The following is a 23,954-nucleotide window of genomic DNA, read 5'->3' as shown; positions in this document are numbered from 1 at the left end:
TGCATGAGTATTTTATCAACTGAGATAGAGATCTTAAGTAAAGTGAAGGAAGTATTGGTTGTAGAAGAAAGAGAGATCAATTTGAAAGAAAATTTAGGGGCGATTGGTCTAGACTCAATGAAATCGGTCCAATTGATCGTTGAGCTAGAAGAGCTCTTTAATATTTCGTTTGATGATGAAGAGCTAATGTTTGAGAACTTCTCGACGATTCAGAAAATCACTACTATGGTAAATGAAAAGTTAGTGAGCAGTGTATGATCCTTAACACGATCAAACAAAAAAAGTACTGGGTCTACAATGTAAATCAAGAGCAAAAGTGGAATGTGGTTTCCGAATTTCCATCCATACAAGATGCACAACAGTTGGAGTTGGTGAAGCAGCAGGAACAACAAATGTTGTTTGCGGCAGATTCAACAGACACTGTTTTGTTTCGCTACAAGCCTGATGATGAGTTTCTGACCTATTTAAAAAATGAGGGCATTGTGCTCCCGAAAATGCAAATTGCCGATCCCTATTCAGGTCGATTTGATAATTTAGAAGCGTTGTCTGATAAAGCCGTACTAACCGTACCCTACATAGTCACTTCTGATCTCTATGAAGAGTTTGGTTTAGATGAGTCGATTAATCTCTATGGCGCCAAGCATGATCTTGTAAAGCGGTTAAATAATAAATTTGAAACGAGACGATTTGCGGAGAATAATCTGTTCCAAACGACTAAAGGCTTCTTTTGCACCAATGAAGACGAGCTAAGGCTGGCATATAACAAGTTAAAGCAGGAAGGTTTTGAACGTTGTGTCTTGAAAATTGCGTACGGATCTTCAGGCAAAGGACTAAAATTGATTGACAATGATAGGTCCTTCAATTTATTGCTTAAGTTTATTACGCGACGCAATAAGCAATTTTATTTATTGCTTGAGGGCTGGTATACTGTTCGACAAAATATAAATTGCCAGTTATTTATCAGTACTGAAGAAGTACAGATATTGGCTGTGACGGAACAGCAGATTGACAACAATGGTGTATACATGGGGACTAATTTCACCCCGTATTATGAAGCTGCTCTCGTAGAGAGGTACAAACTAGAAATGTTGCGTCTGGGCCGGCTACTGCAGGGGCAAGGTTACCGTGGCATATGTGGAGTAGATTCCATTATAGACCAGGAAGGAAGCTTGTTTCCGATTATAGAAATCAATGCGAGGTTGACACAGGTCTCCTATCTTATATCTCAGGTTATGAAGTTGAAGCAGCAATATCAAGTTGTGGAAAGCAGATTTATTAGATTCAATTCATCAAGCTCGTTGAATTTTAACACGGTTTACAACATAGTTGAAAAAGCCGTCGTCCCCAGTCAAGAAAACCGATTTTTGATCTATACATTTGCTCGTCATAACAGCATAGAGTTTGATTGTGTGCTTTATCGTGTCTTTGTCCTGTTCTATGGAGATGACAGAAGTGCAGTGGAGGCGATGATTGTACGGTTTAATGGCTTGAATGGCGAGTTCAAGACAGATATAAAAACAGAACAAGAGGTGTGAGCCAGTAATTGCTTAACAGGCTCCACCTCAGGATCGCCTTAACAACAAATTTTTTTAATCTTTATGAAACCCATTTCATAAAGATTCGAGTATAAAGAATGTAAGTTACCGTAAGGGGAGAGATGTGTGAAAACAAATACAGTTGTTTTGAAGATGGAAGCCTACAATGAGTTATGGATTAATTGTTACGGAAATAACTTGCTGGGGATATTGCGGGCACAAGGTTTCAACGAATCCGATGCTTTAGTTTTAATGGATATGGACTTTTTCTGTTCAACTCCTGATGCAGTTGTACCGGATAATGAAGTGCATACATACTATGAGAGCGGCGGAGGCTTATTATGTGCTCGGGCAAATATAAGCAGATTGCGAAAACTGTTTTCCAGAGAGGTTATTGAGGGAAATAATATAGATTTACATGAGGTCATACAACAACGTATAAAAGACGGCAATTATATCTTTGTATCTGTTGATACTTCTTACTTTCCACATGATGTAAGGCCCAAAAAACACCCTACCTGTATCTATGGATTTAATTTGGATGCGAAGGTTTATTATGTTGTGGATGATCTTAGTAGGGTGGGCATTTTATCAAAGCATGAAATTCCGTTCAGTTTCTTTGAGAAGGCTTACTATGCGATCGAGAATAGGAAAATTTCAAGCTTTGGACTTTGTGTCGATCACCTTCTAACTAGTGAAGAGTATGTTAAAAACATAGCCGATGGCTTGCATATTGCAATAAATGGATATGACGAAGGAGATTATTGGAGGCTAACATACGGGCTCAAAAGTATTTTAACCGCTGCGAATCGATTGGAAGAAGTGCTCCCCAAGATTCATAGTAAGTTAATTTTTGAACAATATTGGAACATCACTTACCCTTTCAAAGCGCCTTTGGTATTGGAAGAAAGAAACATCTTCTTGTTGACTAACCTTTTGGAGAAAGGAGTATTGCAGCATGCAGATTATCAACAACTACGGGTGGGGTTCGAGGAATCTAAAAATAGCATCGAAAAATATCGTAAAAAAGTAATGAAGCATATCTATACTGACAGCTTGAAAAGCCTGAAAGACTCTGATTTTGATTTTCTAAGAGGCAAATTATTGCATGTCTTTTCTATAGATCAGCAGATGTCTCGAGGTCTAATCGGTCTTATTACTTAGTGGGGTAAAAAGCAGCAAGCCCGGATGCTAAAATCCGGGCTTCCCCCTCTTCTATACTCCGACGGGAGGCATCACGCCCGTAACCGACTCGAACCTGCCTGTTCCCGGCCCTTCCCGCCTCAAACTTTAACCACCCGCAAACGAATAACGTTCCAGGAGGCCTTGCTTAAGGTTGCGCTGACGCGGCCGCCGTCCTCCTGGGCGCTGCCGTGGTTGTGCGGGACGACGCGGCGAGGGTCTTCCTTGGTGTTGGCCAGCATGAGGTCCTCGCTCTCGAGGACGATGTGCTCGATCAGGCTGAGCGCACCGAAGCTGCGGACATCCATATCCAGCGTCATCGCTTCCTCGAGATGCCGATTCACGGCAAAGATCGTTACCTCGCCGTGCTCTTCATTGAACACGGCGACCGACTCCAGGTAAGGAACGTCGGTGAAGTCCTTAGCGTCGTAACGTGGCGACTCCACATTGGCCAGCAGGACGGTGCCTCTGCCGTAATGGGACGCATGGAGGAATGGATAGTAGGTCGTCTGCAGCCAGAGTCCGCCGCCTGTCTCGGTCATGATCGGCGCGATCGTATTGATCAACTGGGCCAGACAAGCCATCTTCACCCGGTCCGCATGCTTGAGCATCGTGATCAGATAGCAGCCGACCGCCAGTGCATCGGCATGGGTGTATACATCCTCGAATTCCGGCGGCGCGATTTGCCACCGCTCATGGTTGCGGCTCGTGCCGATCGTATTCCATACATTCCATTCATCGAGCGAGAGCATGATTTTTTTGTTGCTGCGCTTCTTGGCCTGCACATAGTCGCAGATGGAGGCGACGCTATGGATGAAGCGATCCAGATTCATCGAGGTCGCCAGGAAGTTGGCGGTATCGCCGGCGTTGTTGTTGTAATAGGTATGCAGCGACAGGAAGTCTACCTGGTCATAGGTCAGATCGAGGATCGTCGCCTCCCAATTGGCGAAGGTGGCCATGCCGCTCGACGAACTGCCGCAGGCGACCAGCTCGATGGTCGGATCGACCCAGCGCATCGCTTTGGCGGTCTCGTTGGCGAGACGTCCATACTCGACGGCGGTCTTGGCACCGATCTGCCATGGCCCGTCCATCTCATTGCCGAGGCACCATGTCTTGAAGCGATGCGGCTCCTCATAGCCGTGCGAGATCCGTAGGTCGCTGTAGTACGAGCCGGATGGGTGGTTGCAGTACTCGACGAGATTGCGCGCCGCATCGACGCCCCGCGTCCCCAGGTTGACCGCCATCATCACCTCGCTGCCGGCGAGCTTGGCCCACTGGGCGAACTCGTTGGTGCCGACCGCATTGGTCTCGGTCGTCCACCAGGCGAGCTCGAGCGTCCGTCTGCGCTCGGATAGCGGACCTACGCCGTCCTCCCAGTTGTACCCGGATACGAAGTTGCCGCCCGGATACCGGATGATCGGCACCTGCAGCGCGCGGATCGCCTCCAGCGCATCCTGGCGGAAGCCGTTGGCATCTGCGGTTGGATGCCCCGGCTCATAGATGCCCCCATACACTGCCCGCCCCAGATGCTCGATAAAGGATCCGTACATCCGAGGGTCGACCTCGGAGACACGGAAGTTTTTGTCGATCAGCATCGTCGATCGAATCGTCATCGTATAACCTCCCAGTAAGGATTAGTAGATTAGCAAATTCAAAAAGAGTTGAGAAACTACTTTATTCTTATCATAATAGGACAAGGCAGGGAAGTTTTATTCTCAGGATTCGTAAAAAACATGATTCTAGGGGTGGCGTGGTGCATCTGAATACGAACGCCGACTCGCTGCGCGTGTATGAAGCGTTGGCCAGCGAAGTGCGGCTGAATATTATCGATTGCCTGTACGAGAAGGAATGTCATGTGAAGGAGCTGGCTGCCCGCCTCCATCTGAGCAATGCGGTCGTCAGTAGCCATATTCGCAAGCTGGAGGACGCGGGGATCATCGGCAGTCAGATGAAGCGGATCGACGGCGGGACGTACAAGTACTGCTACATCAAGACAGAGTTCATGCAGATCAAGCTGTCGCCGGAGCGCCCGGAGTCGCTGTCCGTGCAGGAGCTGTCGATACCGATCGGGCAGTACACGGATATCGAAGCGTACCCGACATGCGGCATTGCCTCAACCAAGGCGATGATCGGACCTTACGACAACCCGGCTTCGTTTATGGACCCCGGGCGTGGAGAGGCAGGCATCCTGTGGTTCGCCCGAGGATGGGTGGAGTACAAGCTGCCCAACTACCTGCATCGCGACGAATCGCTGCACGAGATCGAGATCTCGCTGGAGCTCGGCTCGGAGGCGCCGCGGGTCAATGAGCGCTGGCCGTCCGATATCCGCTTCGCCCTCAATAATCAGCCGCTCGGCAGCTGGACGAGCCCGGGCGACTTCGGCAAGCGCCGCGGCCGGTTCACGCCGGAATGGTGGCAATCGGATGTCAATCAGTACGGACTGCTCAAGGTGCTGCGGATCAAGGCGTCGGGCACGTATGCGGATGGGCAGAAAATCTCGGACATCGGCCTAAGCGATATCGAGACCAACCGGATGAACTGGACGCTGCGCATCGCGGCGGAGGATCGCAGCCGAGGACGCGGAGGGCTGACGATCTACGGCAAGGGCTTCGGCAACTACGATCAGGATCTGAGAGTGCGAATCTACTATCGATAGACGATAACTCCTATAACCCCTCCGGTTTACGAGAGGGCTGGAGAATGGTATATTGTTGCAAATATAGAAGCTTTCCGAACAAATAGGAAGCTGTGTACCAAGGAGGCGCAATGAACGAAAAGTGGCAGATTTACCGATGGATTATCTCCTACGTCGCCAAGTACAAATGGCCGTTCGTCGCGCTCATCGCGACCGGCTTCGTCAACTCGGGCGTGCTGCTTGCGATCCCGAAGTTCATCCAGCAGGTCATCGATGTGATCGTGCCGACCCGGGATACCGCGCAGCTACGAGTCATGCTGCTCGTCCTGGTGCCGCTGGTGGTCGTCATGCTCGGCTCGATGGCGCTGCGCAATCTGATGCAGCGGATCGTCCAGGAGAAGGCGTCGAGCGACCTGCAGCTCGCGCTCTTCCGGCATCTGCGCAAGCTCGGCTTCGCGCACTATGAGACGCATCCGACAGGGGAGCTGCTGTCGATGTTCCAGGCCGAGATCCCGGCGATCCAGCGGATCTATCGCTATTACTTGCCAACCCTGATCGAGAAGTCGGTGCTGCTGCTCCTCTCGATCGGCCTGCTGTTCTCGCTTAATGCGTGGTTAACGCTGTTAATCGTGCCGTTCTTCCTGTCGTACTATCTGATCGGTCCGTACTTCGAGCGCAAGCAAGGCTACTACGCCCGGGAAGGCGTCGCCACGCGGACAGCGTACAACCAGAAGCTCTACGACAGCCTCTCCGGGCTGCTCGAGCTGCGCATTCACCGCGCTGAGTCATGGGATCTGTCCCGTCTGCTGGAGCGATTCGACCGCAACCGGGAGTGGTGGCGACGCGAGCTGCTCTATGCGCTGTTGCGCGGGACGGCGCGCCGGATGACGGTCAACCTCGGCTCGCTGGTGTTGTTCATCTGCGGGGCGATTGCCGTGCGAGGCAGTAGCATGGACGTCGGGGCGTTCGTCGCCTTCTTGCTGTACTACTTCATCGTCATGCAGAACCTGACCCAGGTGGTAACCATGGCGACGGAGCAGGGGATGCTGCTGGTCCAGGGCGAGAAGCTGTACGAGCTGATGCGCAAGGCTCCGGCGGTACAAGAGCCGGACGATCCGCAACCGCTTCCAGCGGTGCAGGGCAGCCTGTCGCTGGAGCGGGTAAGCTTCGCCTACAGCCAGATGCCGGACCGCCCGATCCTGCGGGAGGTGACGCTGCACATCGCCGCAGGCGAGCGCGTCGCGCTCGTCGGCGAGAGCGGCGGCGGCAAGACGACGCTGCTGAAGCTGCTCGGCCGCTTCTACGACCCGGACGCCGGACTGATCCGGCTGGCCGGCGTGCCGCTGCCGAGGCTGGCGACGCGCGACCTGCGGGGGGCGCTCGGGTATGTGTTCCAAGAGACGTATCTGTTCGGCGACAGCGTGCGGGAGAATATCCGATTCGGCAGGCCGGAGGCGAGCGACGAGGAGGTCGAGGCGGCTGCGAGCGCGGCCAACGCGGCGGCGTTTATCGAGGCGATGCCGCTCGGCTACGATACGCTCGTCGGCGAGCGCGGCGTCAAGCTGTCGGGCGGGCAGCGCCAGCGGATCGCGATCGCCCGGATGATCCTGCGGGACCCGGCAATCGTCCTGCTCGACGAGGCGACCTCGGCGCTGGATAACCAGAGCGAGCGCGAGGTGCAAGAGGCGCTGGACCGTCTCTTGCAAGGCCGGACGACTATCGCGGTCGCGCACCGGCTGTCGACGGTGCAGCATTATGATCGGATCGTCGTCCTGGCGGACGGCGCCATCGTCGAGCAAGGCAGCTATGAGGCGTTGATGGCTCGCCGGGAGGCGCTATACCGGCTAGTCTCGGGAGAGGAGGCGGGCGCGCATGTCTGAATGGAGATGGCTGGCCGGCTACACTAGAGCGATCCGGGGCAGCCTGCTGCTGGCGGTGCTGCTATGCTTGCTCGATATGCTGTCGCTGCTGGCGATTACCGGCGTGCAGAAGTGGATCATCGACGACATCTTCGTCCACAGCCAATACGACAAGCTGACCGGGTACTTGCTATTATTCGCCGCATTTATTATCGGTTACAATGCCGTTCACCTCGTCTCCTTCATGCTGAACCGGCGCAACGAATACGCGCTGCAGCGGACCTTCGCCGTTCGGCTGATGCAGGTGATGTATCGGATGAAGGCGTCGCGCTACCACAATGAGCGGATCGGCGGACTGGCCCAGCGGTTCCACGGCGAGGTCAACGAGACGAGCCACTTCGTCTCCCACATGGTGCCGGAGACGCTGACCGGCGTTGCCCGGGTCGTCGTGCTGGCGGCGTTTATCGGCTGGGCGAACCCGTGGCTGCTGGCGCTGATCGTCGGGCTCGGCGCGATCTATATCGTCATCGGCCGCAAGTTCAGCCCATTGCAGCGCGCGACGAGTAAGGAGATCCACGGCGCGCGGGCTGAGGTGGCGGTCCAACTGGAGGAGGGGCTGTCCTCGACCCGAGAGGTGATCGCCTTCCATCGCGAGGCCTGGGAGCTGGAGCGGTACCAGGACAAGTTCAAGCGTTACTTTGCCAAGGTGATGCAAGAGGGCAAGCTGGCGAACCGCCAGCTCGCCTGGAGCGAGCCGTTCCGCTGGGGCATCAACCTCGCGGTGCTGGGGCTCGGGGCGTATCTGACGATCCAGGGCAGTCTGACGATCGGCACGTTCATCGTCGTCTACCAGTTCGCCAGCCAGCTGCTCTCGGGCATGCAGCAGCTCCTCGGCGCCGCGCTCCAATGGTCTGCCAAGCTCGGCGCGGTCGAGCGGCTGCAAGGCTTCATGACGATGGGCGAGCCGGAGGACGGCAGGACGCTGACAGGGCCGATCCGCAGCCTCGTCTTCCGGGAGGTGTCGTTCCGATACAGCGAGCAAGGGGGAGAGGTGCTCCAGCGGCTCGATCTGTCCGTGCCAATCGGCGGCAAGATCGCCTTCGTCGGCGCGAGCGGCGGCGGCAAGTCGACGATCGCGCAGCTGCTGGAGGGGTTCTACGAGCCGACGGCAGGGGAAATCCTCGTCAATGGCGTGCCGCTGCGGGAGCTGTCGCTGGCCGACTGGCGCAGCCGGATCGTGCTGGTGCCGCAGGAGCCGCACCTGTTCCCCGATACGATCCGCCATAACCTGACGCTCGGCAAGCCGGCGACGGATGACGAGGTGCGAGCCGCTTGCGAGGCGGCGGAGATCGCGGACTACATCGAGACGTTGCCGGAGGGGTACGAGACGTTGCTGGGCGAGCGGGGCATCACGCTGTCCGGCGGCCAGCGGCAGCGGCTGGCGATCGCGCGGGCGCTGCTCAGCGATCCGGAGATCCTGCTGCTCGACGAGGCGACCTCGGCGCTCGATCTGGAGACGGAGCGTCGCGTCCAGCGTAATCTCGACCGCCTGCGCGCTGGCCGGACGACGATCGTCATCGCCCATCGGTTATCGACGGTGGAGGATGCCGATTGCATCTATGTGATGCAGCAAGGCCGCGTGGTCGAGCAAGGCAGCCACCGCGAGCTGCTGCACGGTGCGGAGGTATATCGGGAGCTGGTGTACAGCGCGGGTAGTTAAGGCTGTCGTACTGCAGCTCTTACCGTTTTTCTTTTATAAAAAACTCCCCTTGCATGGCATGCATGCAGGGGGAGTCCTGGTTAGTCATTCCGATACGACTTGATTGTATCGATCAATTGTGTTAGCGACGCGCCGGTTAACGTTTTGGATACTTGATCTTCATAGGCGGGCAGGACATAATCGTCCTCCACGATATAGTAGGTGCCATAGCGGCTAAAAAAGTATTTGCCCTCGTGCATATCCATCCCTTTGGATAACCCGAGCAATAGCTCCATGCCAGGCTTTAACTCCGGCTCAATGCCTACAAACATGGCGTTATGGGAGAGGATGATCTCGTCGTCGACGGCTTCGCCTGCGATCAGCTTCTCCACCTTGAGTTTGTACTGGACAAATTCCCGCCTGGGGTCAAAGCCCAGCTCTTTATTTTTCTCGTCCACTGCCTTGTCCGCTTCGCTCTCCAGCGGCAGCGTGATGCTGTATTCGGGCAGCGCTTCAACCACGGACCCGATGACGACCGAGTCGACGCCTTCAAAGACGTCTTGGAAGGATAGTGGTACGGTCGATAGGAAATCCGGGTCTTTATCGTAGATGGGATAGTCCGCTCGCAACGCTTCGATTTTTTGGGCGGAGAGATAGTCGTCCGCTTTTGTTTGGCTTGACAAGTAGACGATACCAATAGATAAACAAGCGATTAGTGCCAACAAGGTAATTGCGATCGGTTTGCTAAGCAAAATATTGGCGCCCCCCTCCGCAGAAATGATCAAGCTGCAACAGTATCTGAGCTCACTACCTCATTTTCCCATACTAGGTCATAAAAGAAAATGAAATAACTTTAGACCTTGCTTTGAATTATTTACAACGCTTCCATATGGATGGTATATTATGGTTCTGAGGCGCTTGCATACTTGACGTCCTGATCCTTCCTCGGAATCTCCCATAGTCGAGGTGTATATTCATGGCAAGCCGAATTTTGCCCGTCGCGAAGCCGTTCCTTCGCGGATATGTCCATCATGCGATCGCTTTCTCGATCATCGACCTGAGCAGTGAGAGCGATAACCATTGGTTTGCCAGTAATTTTATTCAGCTCCGTTGTCCCCACGATTTGCCCTCCAATCGCCACAGCACCCTCGATTTTTACCACGAGACGTTTTATGCTGCTTACGACGATCAGTTCACCATTCAGACCATTCACAAAAATGTCATTGCCCATTACAACGGCGGCGTGATCCGTTTTTTGATCGATACGCTGGAGGCCGACGGATATACGGAATTGATGGTCAACGAGTCCTATATTCCAGGCACATCCACCTACATGAAGGATGATTTCACCCATAATATATTTATTTACGGCTACGATCAGGAAGCATCGGTATTCTATGGGAAGTTCGTCAAGGACGGTGTGTTTACCGAAGCGCAAATCTTGTTTGAGGCACTGCAGGAGGCTTATGCGCGAACGAATGGACAGGCCGTGTGGGTCAATCATTCCAAGGTGTATACCCGGCTTCATAACCCGATTACCTTTGATTCGACGAGATTTTACGGCTTTTTGAGCGATTATGTTAAGTCGAGGAGCTGTTATCGGGATAACAAGATGTATGTGTTCGGTTTGGATATTTATGACAAGGTAATCGAGTATTTCGGGCTGCTCCAAGAGGGAAGGGCAGAGTCGGATATTCGCGTGCTTCATTCGTTGTGGGAGCACAAGCAGAGTATGCGGTACAAGATAAAGTTCCTGCAGGAGGCAGGGCTGCTCGATCCCGGAGCGGATACGGTGCATCGGCTCGAGGAGCTGGAGGGCGACGCCTTCAAGCTGAGAGCCTTGCATCTGAGGAGCTTCTTCTCGCCGGACCAGGGTCTCTACGCCAAGATTATCAGGCGTACAGGCGAGCTGAGGGAGAAGGAAGCGGAGGTGTACGAAAGTATGTTGTCCCGGAGATAAGGAGAAGTTTTGGAGAGGGGGGGTATTTGATGAAAAAGCTGCCGATCGCAAAGCCGATTATTACTTCCTATCCCAAGTACGCCAATCTGATCGCGATTATCCAGCAGCATCCTAGCTACAAGAACGCTGCTCGCCAAGCTAAGCGCAGAGGCCTTCTCCTCCCGAAGACCTCCGCGCAGACCGGATGCTACTCTATACGCGAGGCATAATCACGGTGTTGAACGAGTCGGCAGGCAGCTCCAGCGCATACATGCGCTCGCCATGCGCCACTGTGATCGTGCGCGGCTCGGAGAACGGGTTGCCGATGACGAAGACATGATCGCCATCCACCGTCTCGAAGGCGACGGCATTGCCCGTCCAAGGGCCCTGCAGACCGAGCCGCCGCGAGCCGGGCATGACGGCATGGGCGAAATGCTTCATGACGTAATACTCGGGATTGTACTGGGCGTGGGACGTCGCCGGATCGACCGTCACCATCGCATTTTGCTCCCAGCCCCAGGTGCTGCGGCCCTTGGGCTCAAGCGCCATGTTCCAGTAGATGTAGGCGTTGACGCCATTGGTGAAGTAGTGCTGGTACAGCGTGAATACGTACTTGGCATAGAACCACGTATTCTCGCCATCGCCGCATTCATTTTCCGTCTGCATGTAGCGCAGCTCGGGGTAGCTCATGACCGTGCGCTGGATGCCGTATTTGCCAGCCCACTGGTAGCCGACGCCCTTGACGTACTTATACGCCTCGGGATCGCTCAGCACGGTATGCGTGTAGGCGCTATGATCCTGCACCTTCTTCTTCATCCACTCGTCCCACGGCTCCGGGGCGTTGATCGTACCGAGCCAGATCTCGGTCGTCAGCCCATGCTGCTCGAAGGCAGGGCCGAGGTAGTCGCGGATGAAGTCGCGCAGCTGCGCGCCAGTCCAGACGCAGGAAGGGAACTTCTGGTCGGCGACGACCTCATTCTGGACATGCACCTGGTGGATCGTGATCCCCTCGGCGGCATAGGCCTGGACGAACTTGACAAAGTAGAGCGCGTACGCCTGCAGCACCTCAGGCTCCCAGCGGAGCGTGCCGTAGTTGTAGGCCTTGGGCGACTTCATCCAGGCAGGCGGACTCCACGGCGTGGCAAACAGCTTCAGATCGGGATTGAGGCGCAGCGCCTCCTTGATGTAAGGGATGAGATACTGCGTGTCGCGCGCGATGGAGAAATGCGCCATCTCGTAGTCGCCGTCCACCTCATTGTGGCTGTACCATTCCAGCGCATAGTCGCTGGCGCCGATCGGCAGACGGCAGATCGCGAAGCGCTGCGCGCCCTCCGGGTGGAACAGGTCGTGCATGACGGCTGCCCGATCTGCCTCAGACAGCTTCTGCAGGGCGACATAACCCAGCTCATTAAAGCAGCCGCCGAACCCTTCGACGGTCTGCTTCGTCTCGCCATTCCAGCTTAGGTCGGCCCGCCCGGTCTTCGCGATCTCCTGCACAGCCGCTTGCTCCTGCCATGCAGCCTCCGGCGTACTCGTCACCCATCGTATTACCTGCTGTGTCATCATCTATCTCCTCCTGGTGGGTAGTTAGTGGTCGATTCCCATACTAGCTTGCTCTTCTAGTATAATGGGAGGAGCTGAGGGCTGTAGAGGGTCCGATCCGGGTCAGAGTTACCCAAATCCAAGGAGGCGGCGCAGATGAGCGAGCAGGAGGCCTTCCAGACGTGGCGTCATCAGGTGAGATGGCTGCCGTCGCTGGATTGGAATGTGAAGTTCTACGGCGGGCACGAGCGGCAGGTTGCTGCCGATTGGACGATGCCGATGGAGACGCATGTCGGCTTTGAGCTGAATCTGATCCTGGCAGGCGAGCAGGAGACGGTGATGGAGGGCAATCGCTATCTGCTGAGAGCGGGCGATATGCTATTGATCCCGCCTAGCTTCCGGCATGCCCATCGCTGCGTGTCGGCGGAGGGGATGCATTACTTTTGCGTCCACTTCAACGTCGATGATCCGGAGTTTAGACAGCGTATGCTGCACCTCGAGCAGCGGCTGCTGCGAGCGGAGAGCGAGGAGAGTCGGACGATCCGCGCGCTGATCGAGCCGTGGCTGACGATGCTGCGCGACGATCCGGCACCCTCGACTGGCGAGCGGTTCCGCATCCAGATCCAGTTGTTCGAGCTGCTCGCCCGACTGGCGACGCTGGCTGCGCCGCCAGAGGATGAGGCTGCGGGGGACGACGCGTCGGCGTCCTATGTCCGCTATGCGCGAGCGATCGCGGAGGCGATCAAGCGTCATTTCGACCCGCATGAGAGGGTAGAGCTGGACGGTCAGCGTGCGCTGCGGATCGAGCAGATCGCGGCCTCGCTCGGCATCTCGCCGGGCTATGCGCTCGAGGCGTTCCGCAAGCTGTACGGCATGTCGCCGCGTCAGTATCTATCCGACCTGAAGATGCGCGAATCCAAAACGCTGCTCCAGCAGTCGCATCTGGGGCTCAAGGAGATCGCCGCACGACTGGGGTATGCCGAGCTGTCGCACTTCAGCCGGCAGTTCAAGCGATGGACGGGGCTGAGCCCGCAGCACTATCGTCAGAGTCACCGTTAGGGCGTGTCTGCACACCCCAAACACCCCCTAGGCCAGCGCCGCGTTCCCGGTCGGTTGGCTGAGGTGTAACATAATGGATCTCGCTTGCGTCAGTAATGGCAAGGGGGGGGGGGATGAGCGATGAGACTGAAGATGACATTGGCAGGTCTGGCCGTGCTCTTGGCGCTGGCAGGGTGTGGCACGGAGCCGCCTGGACAGTCGGGTAGGTCGGGCCAGCCATCAGGACAATCGGTGCAAACAACGATTGGCAATCCGACCGCCGAGGCGATGCTGGAGCGCAATCCGCAAACGGACCTTCTGCAATACCAAGGTATCGTATACGTCAATGCAAAGGGTATCGATTGGGTACAGGAGCAGGCGTTGGAGGCTGGCGAGCGCGTAGGGGAAATCAAGCGTCAGAGCAGCGAGCTGCCGTACGCGGACTTAACCGCAACCAGGCTGCCGGAAGGGACGGAGCTGTTCAAGCCTAAGGAGAAGAGCGATATCTTGATTGCTGTCGTCGGCGAGGAGCAGATTCGCTACCTGGCTATGATAGAGGGCTGAACTGCCGCCCCCTATACACATGCAGCGCGAATATACCAATTTCGATGGCGTGCATAATGAATCTTGCAGGCCGCCTGGAGGCGGCGCTGCCGCGGCGCATCGCAGCGCGATGCGCTGTTTCACATAGCCTCCAGATGGCGAGCAAGCACGCCGCCGGGATCGGCGAGGAAGGCGTCCGCGGTCGCCAACTCTATATATTCACGATGCTCGATGTCGGCTAGTCCGAGCCGTCGCTTGGCGGGATGCCAGACGAGCAGCAGATGAGAATAGACGTCGAGCTCGGCGGACAGCCGCAGCAGCTTGGTGCGTCCGAGCTTCATTTCGACCGTATCGGTGAGCTGGAACAGCTCGACATAGCCGACGCCCGGTTCGTTGGCCGGCAGCTCGATGCGGCGCGCGCCCTCGCTCAGATACTCGAGCAGCGGCTGCGGCAGCTTGTACGGCCGCAGGGCGTGGAGCCGGTTGCTCAGGCTATGGAAGTCCTCCGGCTCCAACTCCTTCAGGTAGTCGGCCATCGCTTCATTGCGCTGGCTGACGGCGATTGTGTAGGCGCGCTCGCCGTCCTTTTCCTGCGCGGTCACATCGGCGCCGCGCTCGATCAGATAGCGTACCATCGCCAGGTCATTGTTGCGCGCGGCGACCGTTAGCGGCGTCGGCTCATAGGGGTAGACCATATCTGCCGCGTGATAGTTAATATCGGCGTCTTGCTCGAGGAGATCGTCCACAGTCTTGCGGTCGCGGGCAGCGACCGCCTTGCGCAGCACGCCGCCGGCATGCGACTTGATATCCAGCCCCAGCTCGTGCAGGAGCGGGATATTTTTTTTGTTGCCGTAGTACGCCTCGTCATAGGCGTTGCTCTTGACGCGGTTGCGGCCATCGAGCCGCGCTCCCTGACTATGCAGGTACGTCACCAGCTCGGCGTTGCCGTAGCGGACTGCCAACAGCATCGCCGGGTTGTCCTTGGCATTCAGCTCGGCCCCGCGTGCCACGAGCAGCTCCACGATGGTCCGTCGACCGAGGATCAGCGCCAGATCGAGCGGCGTCAGCGACGTGTGCTTGCTCAGCTCCAGCTCCGCATCGACATTACGCTCCTGCCCGAGCAAGGCTTCGACCTTCGCTGTATCGCCTTCATAGATCGCCATGGCCAGCTCGGGCAGCGTGGCGAACGTTCCCATCGTTCCGATCTTGTACATCTGATCCCTCCATTCGGTGTGCAGTCGTTCTCTTTTGCGATAACATTCTTCGTGCGTTACTTCGTGCGTTGAATATGTTCGAGCTGCTAGTAGCACGACCCTGATCTCATATAGCGTTCCTATGGGCGTTGTACGGTCTCGCTTCTTCCTCGCTTAGCTTAACTGCAATATTACCTCTAATTATGCTCCAAAGCGCGTGCAATCGGGATTTTAATGCAAAAGTGCAGTTGTTTTGCGCAAAGGCACACATTCAGGCGAATCCAGCCTCATTTAAGTGCGCATTTGCATTTATTAACCTGTTCCCACTCTGTTTCGCTGCAAATAAATGTAGTTTTGCATTTACTGTATATTATACCGTGCCCCGTGCTGCAGCCTCTACGGCTGGCAGTCCTATTGACGCGTCATGGTATCGTCCGCATCGCATGGCAAATAGCCGCTGGGCAGCTCGCGCTCCGTGCGGACGCCCCGGAGGGCGTCGCGCTGGAGATCGAACTGCGCAGGCGGCTCGCGCTCCTGCCACTATAGGCGGAGATGTGCGGGTCAGCTGGATCAGGTCTTGAACTTGCCCATCAGCTCGACGAGCTCCTCGACCATGCGGGCGAGATGCTCGGCAGCGGCTGTCACTTCATTCATCGAGACGAGCTGCTGCTGCGAGGCCGAGGCGACCTGATGCGCGTTGGAGGCCGACTGCTCGGCGATGTGCTGCATCTGCGCCGAGGTGGCGGTAACCTCCTCGACGCTGGCGGCCATCTGCTCGGCCGAGGCGGACAGCTCGCCGAGCTGCGTATTCACCTCGTGCATCTCCTGCATGATCGAGGAGAAGATTCGGCCGCTATGCTGCACAGCCTCGGTGCCGCGACCGGTCTCGGCGACGCCGAGCGCCATCGACGCGACGGCCGCTTGCGCCTGCGAGTGGATCTCCTCGGTCAGCCCGGCGATCTGCTCGGCGGCATGGCGGGACTGCTCGGCGAGCTTGCGCACCTCTTGGGCGACGACGGCGAAGCCTCGGCCATGCTCGCCGGCGCGCGAGGCCTCGATCGCGGCATTGAGCGCGAGGATGTTGGTCTGTCCGCTCAGCGCGGTGATCGTGCCGACGAAGCGGGCGATCGCCTCCGACTTCAGCTGCAGCTGCTCGATCACCTGACGGCTCTGCTCGACGGTCTGCGAGACGACGGCCATCTGGCCGACGGCCGACTGGATATGACCGTTGCCCTCCTGCGTCTGTGTATCGATATGGCTGGATACATCCGATAGCGTCATGGCCGAGTCGGCGATCCGCGAGATGCCGGCGGCGAGCTCGTCCATGCTGCGGGACATCTCCTGTGCGTCGGTGCGCTGCGTCTCGGAGCCGGCGGCGACGCTCTGGATCGAGGCCGTGATCAGCTCGGCGGCTCGTCCGGTCTGCTCTGCGCTTGCCGTCAGCTCCTGCGAGGTGGCGCCGATCGAGTGCGAGTGGTTGGAGACGCTCTGGATCGCATGACGCAGCGTATCCATCATATGATTGAGTCTTTCGTTCAGATGGCCGAATTCATCTTGTCCCTTCACGACCAGCCGCTCCGTAAAATCCCCCTCCGACAGCTTGAGCGCCATCGCATTCACCTTGGCGATCTCCCGTACCGTCAGATGGACGATCATATACATCAGGAGGCAGAGGGCGAGGACAACACTTGCCGCCAACACGAGCGTGTTGCGCATCATCGCCGTATATTCCGCCAAGACGGCGCCCTTATTGGCGACAACCTGGAGGAACATATGGTTCGATGAAGATTGCGGCTGGATCGGCTTGAAGATCCGCAGTACCGTCTGGCCGTCGCGATCGTCTGTGTAATGCGTGTACTCGCCCTTCTGCACGCCATCCCAGACGGTCTGAAGCTCAGGCCGATTGGCGAACGGCTGGTTGGTCTCGTCCGGATAGCGACTATTGGCCACGTAGGTGCCTTGCTGGGAAATAATCGCTCCGTATCCGTTGTAGTCCTGAATCGCATCCGTCAATGTCTTCAGCTGCTCCAGACTGAAGTCTGCGCCGACGATGCCGACAAAGTTGCCGTTCGCGTCGAGTATCGGCACGACCAGGCTGCTGATGAGTATCTCTGTGCCATTGATGGGATACAGGTACGGCTCGGACCAGAATACGCGCTTTGTCGACTTGGGGACGAGGTAATAGTCGCCCGTGCCGGGCGTCTCGTAGCCCTGCAGCGCCTCCGTGCGGAGCTGATCGCCTGCTCGCACTACATACGGAATGTAGCGGCCGCTCTCATCGTCGTAGCTTGTTTTGCTGCGATGCTGCTCGTCCTGCCCGTCGAAGGCTTGCGGCTCCCACGACGTATACATTGCAATCAGATCCGGCTGCTTTTGCAGCTCCGAGCCTAATAGCCGGACGCCGTCCTCGCGGGTGAAAGTGCCGTTGTTGCTCGCGTCGAGGAAGACGCCGCTCAGCGAGAGCAGAGTGGCTTCGATACGGTTAATGTTCAGTTGCAGAGAATCGGCGGCTTTTTCGACGTTTTGGGCAGCGAGCAGCTCGCCCTTTTCCAGACTGGTGCTTTGAAGCTTGGTGATCGTGTACGTGAGCAAGGGTCCGAAGAGCAGCAGGAGCAACAGGAAAATGACGGCGGCCAGCTTGGTTTTAACACTTAAGTCCATAAACCATCTCATGATGTTATTCCCCTTTGTGTCGTCTACGATGATGAACAGGTGTACATACATAAATGAATGAATCGATGCAGATTGCAGTAACGGAAAAGCAGAGAGGGTCGGCGGGAGAGGAGGAAAAGCGACGGGGCGGCATGGGCGGCCAGCGCTCCGTACGGTTATTACGCCATAGTAATATATCGGTAAGAGGACAGTTATTTTATAGAGGGAAATTTGCTGGAACAAGAAGCAGGGTAGTTTGTCACCGTACCGGGCTCTAATACAACATTTGTCCATGCAAAAGCAACCTTTCGCCATAGTCCTGTCCGTCTTGCTCGTGATGTAATACGAGAAGAGACTAACGCGAAGGGATGATGAAACAAGATGAGTACGTTGCCGCTGGGACTGAGACCCGCAATGGGCTGGAATTCGTGGAACACGTTTACATGGGACATTAACGAGCAGTTGATCCGCGATGTAGCCGACCGCTTCGTGGCCGATGGCTACAAGGAGGCGGGCTACGAGTATATCGTCATCGACGACTGCTGGAGCTTGAAGGAACGCGATGCCGAGGGGAGGCTCGTGCCGGACCCGGCCAAGTTCCCGAGCGGCATGAAGGCGCTGGCCGACTACATTCACAGCAAGGGGCTGAAGTTCGGGATGTACTCCTGTGTCGGCACCCATACGTGCGGAGGGTATCCCGGCAGCTTCGAGCATGAGTTCCAGGATGCGCAGCAGCTTGCCGAGTGGGGCGTCGACTTCCTCAAGTACGACTATTGCTTCAAGCCGCGTCAGATGTCGGGCGAGCTGCTCTACAAGCGGATGAGCCTGGCGCTCAAAAACAGCGGCCGCGACATCCTGTTCTCGGCGTGCAACTGGGGCGAGGACGGGGTCTACCAGTGGATCCGCGAATCGGGCGCGCATATGTATCGCTCGACCCATGATATCCAGGACCATTGGGAGTCGATTAAGCGGCTGGCGCTGTCGCAGCTCGGTCAGGAATGCTACACCGGCTCGTTCTGTCACAACGATCTGGACATGCTCGTCGTCGGCATGTACGGCGGCAGCAACAACGGCTTCATCGGCAGCAAGATCGGCGGCTGCACCGAGCTGGAGTACCGCACCCACTTTGCCCTCTGGAGTCTGATGGGCTCGCCGCTTATGATCGGCTGCGACATCCGCACGGCCGAGCCGTCGACCCGGGACATCCTGCTCAATCCGGCGCTGATCGCCATCAACCAGGACCTCGAGGGACGCGGCGCCTACCGCATCAAGCCGGAGCCGCAATGGTTCCATACCGACGAGGTGTTCATCCTGGTCAAGGTGCTGACGGACGGCGATCTGGCGATCGGCTTCTTCAACCTGAGCGACGACCAGCGCGAGATCTCGCTCCAGTTCTGGGACCTCGGCTTGCCGTATGCCTCCGGCTTCTCGCTCTCCCTCTACGACTGCTGGGAGCAGCGCGAGCTCGGCGTGTTCACGGAGCGCTACGCGCCGACCGTGCCGGGCCGCGGCAGTCATGTCGTACGCGCCAAGCTTGCCCGGCGATGAGCGATCGGCGCGTCTGCTTCACCTGCGGGGAGTTGCTGCGGACCGATGACGTGGCGATCTATCTGAAGCTCGTCTCCCGGGCGGCCCGGGAGTACCAGTGCATCGGCTGTCTGGGGGAGAAGCTGAAGTGTGGCCGCGAGCCGATCGAGCAGTTGATCCGCTACTACAGAGAGTCGGGCAACTGCGTGTTGTTCAGATAACGGTCAGCGCTGGCACGGTCGTTCGTACGATGCAACCTTCTGTACTCCGTTGGAGTATGGGAGGTTGTTTTTTTGAATGCCCTGGAAAAGTAGAGCGGGTCCTGGTAGCCGACCGAGTAAGCGACGGCCTGGATGGCGAGCCCGCTCTCCGCCAGCAGGCTGGCGGCGCGGCTCATCCGGTAGGACGTCAGATATGCGGACACCGACATCCCGGTCGCCTCGCGAAACAGGCGGAACAGATAGCTGCGTTCGATCGCCACGGAGCGAACAACATCGGCGACTTTCACCCCCGACCGCCAATAGTTGTGATGGATATATTCCTTGGCCGCCCATACGTAGTCTGTCTGTCGGGCCAGCGAGGCGTTGGGGAACTGCTCGATGTAATAAGAGAGCAAGAGCTGCAGACGGGCGACCGACCGCAGCTTCTCATGCGGCAGCACATTGCCATTCTCCATAATGTCGAAGAGCGGGCTCAGATCCCGGTCCGCCGGACCGGTCACGGGCGCATCGGGCGTCAGGCAGGTGGCGGCCATGAGCCGCTCCGCCTCCTCGCCCTTGTACTCGATCCATACATAGGCCCACGGATCGTCGCGATCCGGGTAATAGTACACCTCGGTATGTGGGAAGATGACGAAGCTTTCGCCCGGTCCGACGGGGTGCGAGACGCCCCGGGTGACGAGCGTGCCCCGACCGCTGACGATGTAATGGAGCGCATAGATATCCCGGATGCCCGGTCCCCAGCGATGGAGATTGGGCTCTTTGTGCCCGCCTAGCGTGCAGACGATCCGATCCGATTGGTAGGGTGTCATGGCTCAACCTCCATTCGTCATCAGCCGCACCGCGACGACGATCAGGAAGACGGCCAGAATCTTCAGCAGGAGCGGGCCAGGCAGCCGCCGCGCCAGCCGCGCGCCGAGCTGCCCGCCGATCAGCGCGCCCGGCGCGAGGAAGAGCACCATCATCCAGTCGATATTGCCGAGTACGGCATGCGTCCCGGTGCTGACGATCGCCGACAGAAAGATCTGCAGCATCGACGTCGCGACGGCGATATGCGGCGGGAAGGCGAGCAGCAGCGTCATCGTCGGGATCATCAGGCTGCCGCCGCCTACGCCGAACAGACTCGCCAGGAAGCCGACGAGGAAGCTGATGACGATCCCGGTCGGCATATGATAGGCGTAGTCGAACTGTACGCCGCTCCGATCGATGAAGCTGCGCTGCGCCGTCGGCCGGAGCGGCCAGGCGATGGGCCGGGTCGGCTTAAACAGGAGCAGCAGCGAGACCAGGATAAGGAAGATGCCGAAGCTGATGAAGAACAGGCGGCCCGTCACCATCGTGGAGAGCAGCGCGCCGATGATCGAGCCGGGAATTGCGGCAGCGGCGAACCGCAGGGCGGCGGAGTAGTCGATCCGCTTCTGGCGGCTGTAGACATAGGTGCTGGAGATCGAGTTGAAGAGCAGCATCGTCATCGAGGTGCCGGCCAGCTGCGCGGGCGACAGCTCCGGGAACAGGAAGGCGAGCGCAGGGACGACGATGAAGCCGCCGCCGAGTCCGACCAGGGAGCCGGATAGCCCCGCGAGCATGCCGATGCCGATCAAGAGCAAGTAAGTGAGCACAGTACCGTTCCTTTCTTCTCGTCGTTGCGATTATTCTCTGTCTATCCAGAAGAAGCGTCCGGCAAACAGACGCTCCTGCAACCAGCGCCGCTGCACCGGGGTCAGACGCTCGTCTGCGGCCAGTCGGGCCAGCGTATCCTCATGCGCGTATCGTGGCTCAAGTCCAATGACGGCCTCGTGCGCGGTCCCGTCCAACTGTAGGACGGATGAGCAGGCATCGCTCCCCCAGCGCGGCCATGCCGTCGCGGTCCAATCGTCGCCGTTCGGATCGCCGGTATGGAGGAAGCGGCGCAGGTAGCCGCGCATCTGTGAAGCGAGAGCTATCCGCCCGGGGAGGTTGCGCTCCGTGATTACGCCTCTGGGCATATGGCGCAGCATATCCGTATAGTCGCCGGTGTAGAACGGGACGTCCGCGCCATGCGGCGCCCCCAGCAGCCATCGGATCGCCGGCGGGATGACGCCCTCTCGCAGCCCCCAGCGGAAGCGGTAGCCGTAGATCGGCATCTCGGGATGCAGCTGCGAGAGTCGGTCGGCGACGGCCTCTACGTTGAAGGCGGCATACAGCTCGCTGCCATAGGCGCTGGCGAGTGCATACGAGGTCCGCAGCTCCTCGTCGGCCGCCTCGGAGTCTGGCTGCGTCAACGGCTGGAAGACGGGATCGCCAAGGGCGAAGCCGGAGAACTCGGTGGCCGTACTGCCGAGGATGACGGGCAGCGGCGGATGCGTCCGCTCATCGAGCGCGGCGAAGCCGCCCAGCGGGAGGACGACGCCATCCTCGAACAGATGAGGGAAGACGCGCATCCGCAGCCCGGTATCGCTGAATGAGGGGACGAACCGGGCTGCCTCCAGCCCGCGCAGGAAGTCGGCGATCGTCTCCGTCGACTGGCGCGCCGCCCAGTCGCGCGCCGCCGCTCGATCTGCGGCGATACCCTCGGCCTGGAGCAGCTCGGCCAGCACCTCGCCCGCTCTCTGCTCGCCGAGCTCGCACGGGGCGGTCGTCATGCCGCCGCTTAGCACGAACAGCTGTTGGAACAGTCCCCGTCCGAGCGGCGACAGGTAGGCGGCGAGGGCGTTGCGGGCGCCAGCGGACTGACCTGCGAGCGTCACCTTGGCGGGATCGCCGCCAAAGCAGGCGATCTGCGCCTGCACCCAGCGCAGCGCCTGGATCGCATCGAGCAGCCCGTAGTTGCCGGAGTCGTCGAGCGGATCGCCAGTGCGCAGCGCAGGGTGACGGAGGAAGCCCATCGCTCCGAGCCGATAATTGACCGTGACGATAATGCTATTGGTCGCGACGGCCAGACCGCCGCCAGGGAAGTCGCGCCCGGACCCGCCGATATTGCCGCCGCCGTGCAGATAGACGAAGACGGGCAGTCCTGTCGCTGCGTGATCCGGCCGCCATATATTCAAGTAGAGGCAGTCCTCGCTGCCGATGATGCCGTTTGGCCCGCCCTGGATGCTCGGCGGCCCGTAATCTCCCGCCTCCCGGACTCCGATCCATGGCTCGGGCTCGCGCGGCGCCTTCCACCGCAGCTCGCCCACAGGGGGGCGGGCGTAGGGGACGCCGAGCCATGCCAGCGCGCCTTCCTCTGTTAGCGCTATTCCCCGGATTGTTCCGTGCGGGAGGACGACCGTGTCGGTTGTTGTCTGACGCGGATTCATCGCGACGCCACCTTCCATGTCTTCCTTCCAGTATAAACCTCTGCTAAGATAATGAAAAATATATTATTGTTTATATTATTCATAACCTGAGGGTTATATATAGGAGGGGATACGGTGGATTTGCTGTCGCTTCGATACTTTCAGACGGTGGCCCGGCTGGAGAGCATGACTCAGGCGGCCGCGCGGCTCCAGATCTCCCAACCGGCGCTCAGCAAGATGATCGGTAATCTGGAGAAGGAGCTGACGGTGCGATTGTTCGACCGACGGGGCAAGTACATCCGGTTGAATGGCTATGGCGAGCGATTCCTCGCCAGAGTGGATGAGGCGCTGCGCAGCCTGGAGGATGGCCGGCTGGAGCTGCTCGACTTGGCCGAGCGTCCGACGGGTACGGTGACGATCCTCAATCATGTCGGCTCCTATCTGCTGCCGGACATCATCGCTGGCTTCCGCAAGCGTTACCCGGACACGCAGTTCAAGGTGGTGCAGCATAGCGAGGATCTGCCGTCCGCCCCGGCGTTTGACCTGTGCATCGCCTCGGCGCCGTTTCGTATCCCGGGCACGGCAGCGAGTACGCTGCTGACGGAGGAGGTGCGGCTAGCGGTGCCAGGCGATCACCGATTGGCCGGGCGGGCCAGCGTCCGGTTGAGCGAGCTGGCGGAGGACGGCTTCATCAGCTTGAAGCGCGGCAAGCTGCTGCGCGACGCGACCGATGCGCTCTGCCAGGCGGCTGGCTTCACGCCCCAGATCAGCTATGAATGCGACGATCCATCGATGGTGCGCAGCCTGATCCGCGCCGGACTCGGCATCGCCTTCATCCCGGCAGTGACCTGGGGCGGCTCGCAGGGCGCGGCGGTGGCGCTCCTGCCGCTGGAGGACCCGGCGATCACCCGCACGCTGGAGATCTCCTGGTACCCTGACCGCTACATGACCAAGGCCGCCGAGACGTTCAAGGCATATGTGCAATCGTACTATGGCGAACTTGCGGATGCCGCAGGCGCGAGGTGAAGCGATGCGGCCGAGGCAGCCGTGCGCAGTTGCTTCCTAGCCCGTGCATTGCACGGCTCTGGTGCTGCTGTAGTGCACCTTTGTTCCCTTGCCGGGCCGAACCGCCGCTCCG

21 protein-coding genes are annotated in these 23,954 nt (G+C 58.1%); 13 read left to right on the top strand and 8 right to left on the bottom strand.

Annotation, left to right across the window (positions count from 1 at the left end; genetic code table 11):
* Positions 1–3: 3 nt before the first annotated feature.
* The 3 genes from PA598K_RS19455 to PA598K_RS19445 all read left to right on the top strand — a co-directional run bounded on the left by PA598K_RS19455 (position 4) and on the right by PA598K_RS19445 (position 2,699).
* Complete coding sequence (locus PA598K_RS19455) at positions 4–258, top strand: acyl carrier protein (RefSeq protein ID WP_128658560.1); 255 nt, start codon at positions 4–6, stop codon at positions 256–258.
* The gene (locus PA598K_RS19450; RefSeq protein ID WP_128658559.1) at positions 255–1,535 is read left to right on the top strand and encodes an ATP-grasp domain-containing protein; all 1,281 of its coding nucleotides are present in this window, start codon (positions 255–257) and stop codon (positions 1,533–1,535) included. The genes PA598K_RS19455 and PA598K_RS19450 overlap by 4 nt, the downstream gene beginning before the upstream one ends.
* Before the next feature lie 126 nt (positions 1,536–1,661).
* Positions 1,662–2,699, top strand: coding sequence for a hypothetical protein (locus PA598K_RS19445; protein ID WP_128658558.1), 1,038 nt, complete (start codon positions 1,662–1,664; stop codon positions 2,697–2,699).
* A 119-nt stretch (positions 2,700–2,818) separates the two neighbouring features.
* Here the strand turns inward: PA598K_RS19445 and arfA are convergent, their stop codons facing one another.
* Positions 2,819–4,330, bottom strand: a complete 1,512-nt coding sequence (arfA, locus tag PA598K_RS19440) for an arabinosylfuranosidase ArfA (RefSeq protein ID WP_128658557.1) — start codon at positions 4,328–4,330, stop codon at positions 2,819–2,821.
* Positions 4,331–4,470: 140 nt separating this feature from the next.
* On the opposite strand from arfA, the gene PA598K_RS19435 reads away from it, so the two are divergent.
* The 3 genes from PA598K_RS19435 to PA598K_RS19425 all read left to right on the top strand — a co-directional run bounded on the left by PA598K_RS19435 (position 4,471) and on the right by PA598K_RS19425 (position 8,931).
* Complete coding sequence (locus PA598K_RS19435) at positions 4,471–5,373, top strand: ArsR/SmtB family transcription factor (protein WP_128658556.1); 903 nt, start codon at positions 4,471–4,473, stop codon at positions 5,371–5,373.
* A 110-nt stretch (positions 5,374–5,483) separates the two neighbouring features.
* Entirely contained in the window at positions 5,484–7,232 is a 1,749-nt protein-coding gene (locus PA598K_RS19430) for an ABC transporter ATP-binding protein (protein ID WP_128658555.1), read from the top strand.
* Positions 7,225–8,931, top strand: coding sequence for an ABC transporter ATP-binding protein (locus PA598K_RS19425; RefSeq protein WP_128658554.1), 1,707 nt, complete (start codon positions 7,225–7,227; stop codon positions 8,929–8,931). The genes PA598K_RS19430 and PA598K_RS19425 overlap by 8 nt, the downstream gene beginning before the upstream one ends.
* Positions 8,932–9,011: 80 nt before the next feature.
* Here the strand turns inward: PA598K_RS19425 and PA598K_RS19420 are convergent, their stop codons facing one another.
* Entirely contained in the window at positions 9,012–9,662 is a 651-nt protein-coding gene (locus PA598K_RS19420) for a hypothetical protein (RefSeq protein ID WP_128658553.1), read from the bottom strand.
* Positions 9,663–9,886: 224 nt separating this feature from the next.
* Between PA598K_RS19420 and PA598K_RS19415 the strand changes: the two genes are divergently transcribed.
* Both PA598K_RS19415 and PA598K_RS19410 read left to right on the top strand, forming a co-directional pair.
* Positions 9,887–10,870: a hypothetical protein gene (locus PA598K_RS19415; RefSeq protein WP_128658552.1), complete on the top strand. Its 984-nt coding sequence runs from the start codon at positions 9,887–9,889 to the stop codon at positions 10,868–10,870.
* Positions 10,871–10,899: 29 nt separating this feature from the next.
* The gene (locus PA598K_RS19410; protein WP_128658551.1) at positions 10,900–11,079 is read left to right on the top strand and encodes a hypothetical protein; all 180 of its coding nucleotides are present in this window, start codon (positions 10,900–10,902) and stop codon (positions 11,077–11,079) included.
* Here the strand turns inward: PA598K_RS19410 and PA598K_RS19405 are convergent.
* Positions 11,063–12,412 (bottom strand): glycoside hydrolase family 30 protein, encoded by a 1,350-nt coding sequence (locus PA598K_RS19405; protein WP_128658594.1) that lies wholly within the window; start codon positions 12,410–12,412, stop codon positions 11,063–11,065. The two genes, PA598K_RS19410 and PA598K_RS19405, sit on opposite strands and share 17 nt — an antisense overlap.
* 135 nt (positions 12,413–12,547) lie before the next feature.
* Between PA598K_RS19405 and PA598K_RS19400 the strand changes: the two genes are divergently transcribed.
* Together PA598K_RS19400 and PA598K_RS19395 are read left to right on the top strand one after the other, a co-directional pair.
* On the top strand, positions 12,548–13,450 hold the full coding sequence (locus PA598K_RS19400) for a helix-turn-helix transcriptional regulator (protein ID WP_128658550.1): 903 nt from the start codon (positions 12,548–12,550) through the stop codon (positions 13,448–13,450).
* A 120-nt stretch (positions 13,451–13,570) separates the two neighbouring features.
* Positions 13,571–13,993 (top strand): hypothetical protein, encoded by a 423-nt coding sequence (locus PA598K_RS19395; protein ID WP_128658549.1) that lies wholly within the window; start codon positions 13,571–13,573, stop codon positions 13,991–13,993.
* Between the two features lie 119 nt (positions 13,994–14,112).
* On the opposite strand, the gene PA598K_RS19390 is transcribed toward PA598K_RS19395, so the two are convergent.
* Both PA598K_RS19390 and PA598K_RS19385 read right to left on the bottom strand, forming a co-directional pair.
* The gene (locus tag PA598K_RS19390; protein ID WP_128658548.1) at positions 14,113–15,186 is read right to left on the bottom strand and encodes an ankyrin repeat domain-containing protein; all 1,074 of its coding nucleotides are present in this window, start codon (positions 15,184–15,186) and stop codon (positions 14,113–14,115) included.
* Between the two features lie 549 nt (positions 15,187–15,735).
* Positions 15,736–17,838: a methyl-accepting chemotaxis protein gene (locus PA598K_RS19385; RefSeq protein WP_185602104.1), complete on the bottom strand. Its 2,103-nt coding sequence runs from the start codon at positions 17,836–17,838 to the stop codon at positions 15,736–15,738.
* 360 nt (positions 17,839–18,198) lie between these two features.
* On the opposite strand from PA598K_RS19385, the gene PA598K_RS19380 reads away from it, so the two are divergent.
* Together PA598K_RS19380 and PA598K_RS19375 are read left to right on the top strand one after the other, a co-directional pair.
* The gene (locus tag PA598K_RS19380; RefSeq protein WP_128658546.1) at positions 18,199–19,365 is read left to right on the top strand and encodes a glycoside hydrolase family 27 protein; all 1,167 of its coding nucleotides are present in this window, start codon (positions 18,199–18,201) and stop codon (positions 19,363–19,365) included.
* Complete coding sequence (locus tag PA598K_RS19375; protein ID WP_128658545.1) at positions 19,362–19,565, top strand: hypothetical protein; 204 nt, start codon at positions 19,362–19,364, stop codon at positions 19,563–19,565. The genes PA598K_RS19380 and PA598K_RS19375 overlap by 4 nt, the downstream gene beginning before the upstream one ends.
* On the opposite strand, the gene PA598K_RS19370 is transcribed toward PA598K_RS19375, so the two are convergent.
* The 3 genes from PA598K_RS19370 to PA598K_RS19360 are packed head-to-tail and all read right to left on the bottom strand — an operon-like array spanning position 19,529 to position 22,837.
* Positions 19,529–20,374, bottom strand: coding sequence for a helix-turn-helix transcriptional regulator (locus PA598K_RS19370; protein WP_128658544.1), 846 nt, complete (start codon positions 20,372–20,374; stop codon positions 19,529–19,531). The genes PA598K_RS19375 and PA598K_RS19370 overlap by 37 nt on opposite strands.
* A gap of 3 nt (positions 20,375–20,377) precedes the next feature.
* Positions 20,378–21,178: a sulfite exporter TauE/SafE family protein gene (locus tag PA598K_RS19365; RefSeq protein WP_128658543.1), complete on the bottom strand. Its 801-nt coding sequence runs from the start codon at positions 21,176–21,178 to the stop codon at positions 20,378–20,380.
* A 30-nt stretch (positions 21,179–21,208) separates the two neighbouring features.
* The gene (locus PA598K_RS19360) at positions 21,209–22,837 is read right to left on the bottom strand and encodes a carboxylesterase family protein (protein ID WP_185602103.1); all 1,629 of its coding nucleotides are present in this window, start codon (positions 22,835–22,837) and stop codon (positions 21,209–21,211) included.
* A 114-nt stretch (positions 22,838–22,951) separates the two neighbouring features.
* Between PA598K_RS19360 and PA598K_RS19355 the strand changes: the two genes are divergently transcribed.
* Entirely contained in the window at positions 22,952–23,842 is an 891-nt protein-coding gene (locus PA598K_RS19355; RefSeq protein WP_128658541.1) for a LysR family transcriptional regulator, read from the top strand.
* The last annotated feature ends 112 nt before the right edge of the window (positions 23,843–23,954 follow it).

Origin of the sequence: Paenibacillus sp. 598K (assembly GCF_003851045.1) — a bacterium.
GTDB lineage: Bacteria > Bacillota > Bacilli > Paenibacillales > Paenibacillaceae > Paenibacillus_D.
Note: the sequence above shows the minus strand (reverse complement) of the source record. Positions and strands in the feature narration are given on the sequence as shown.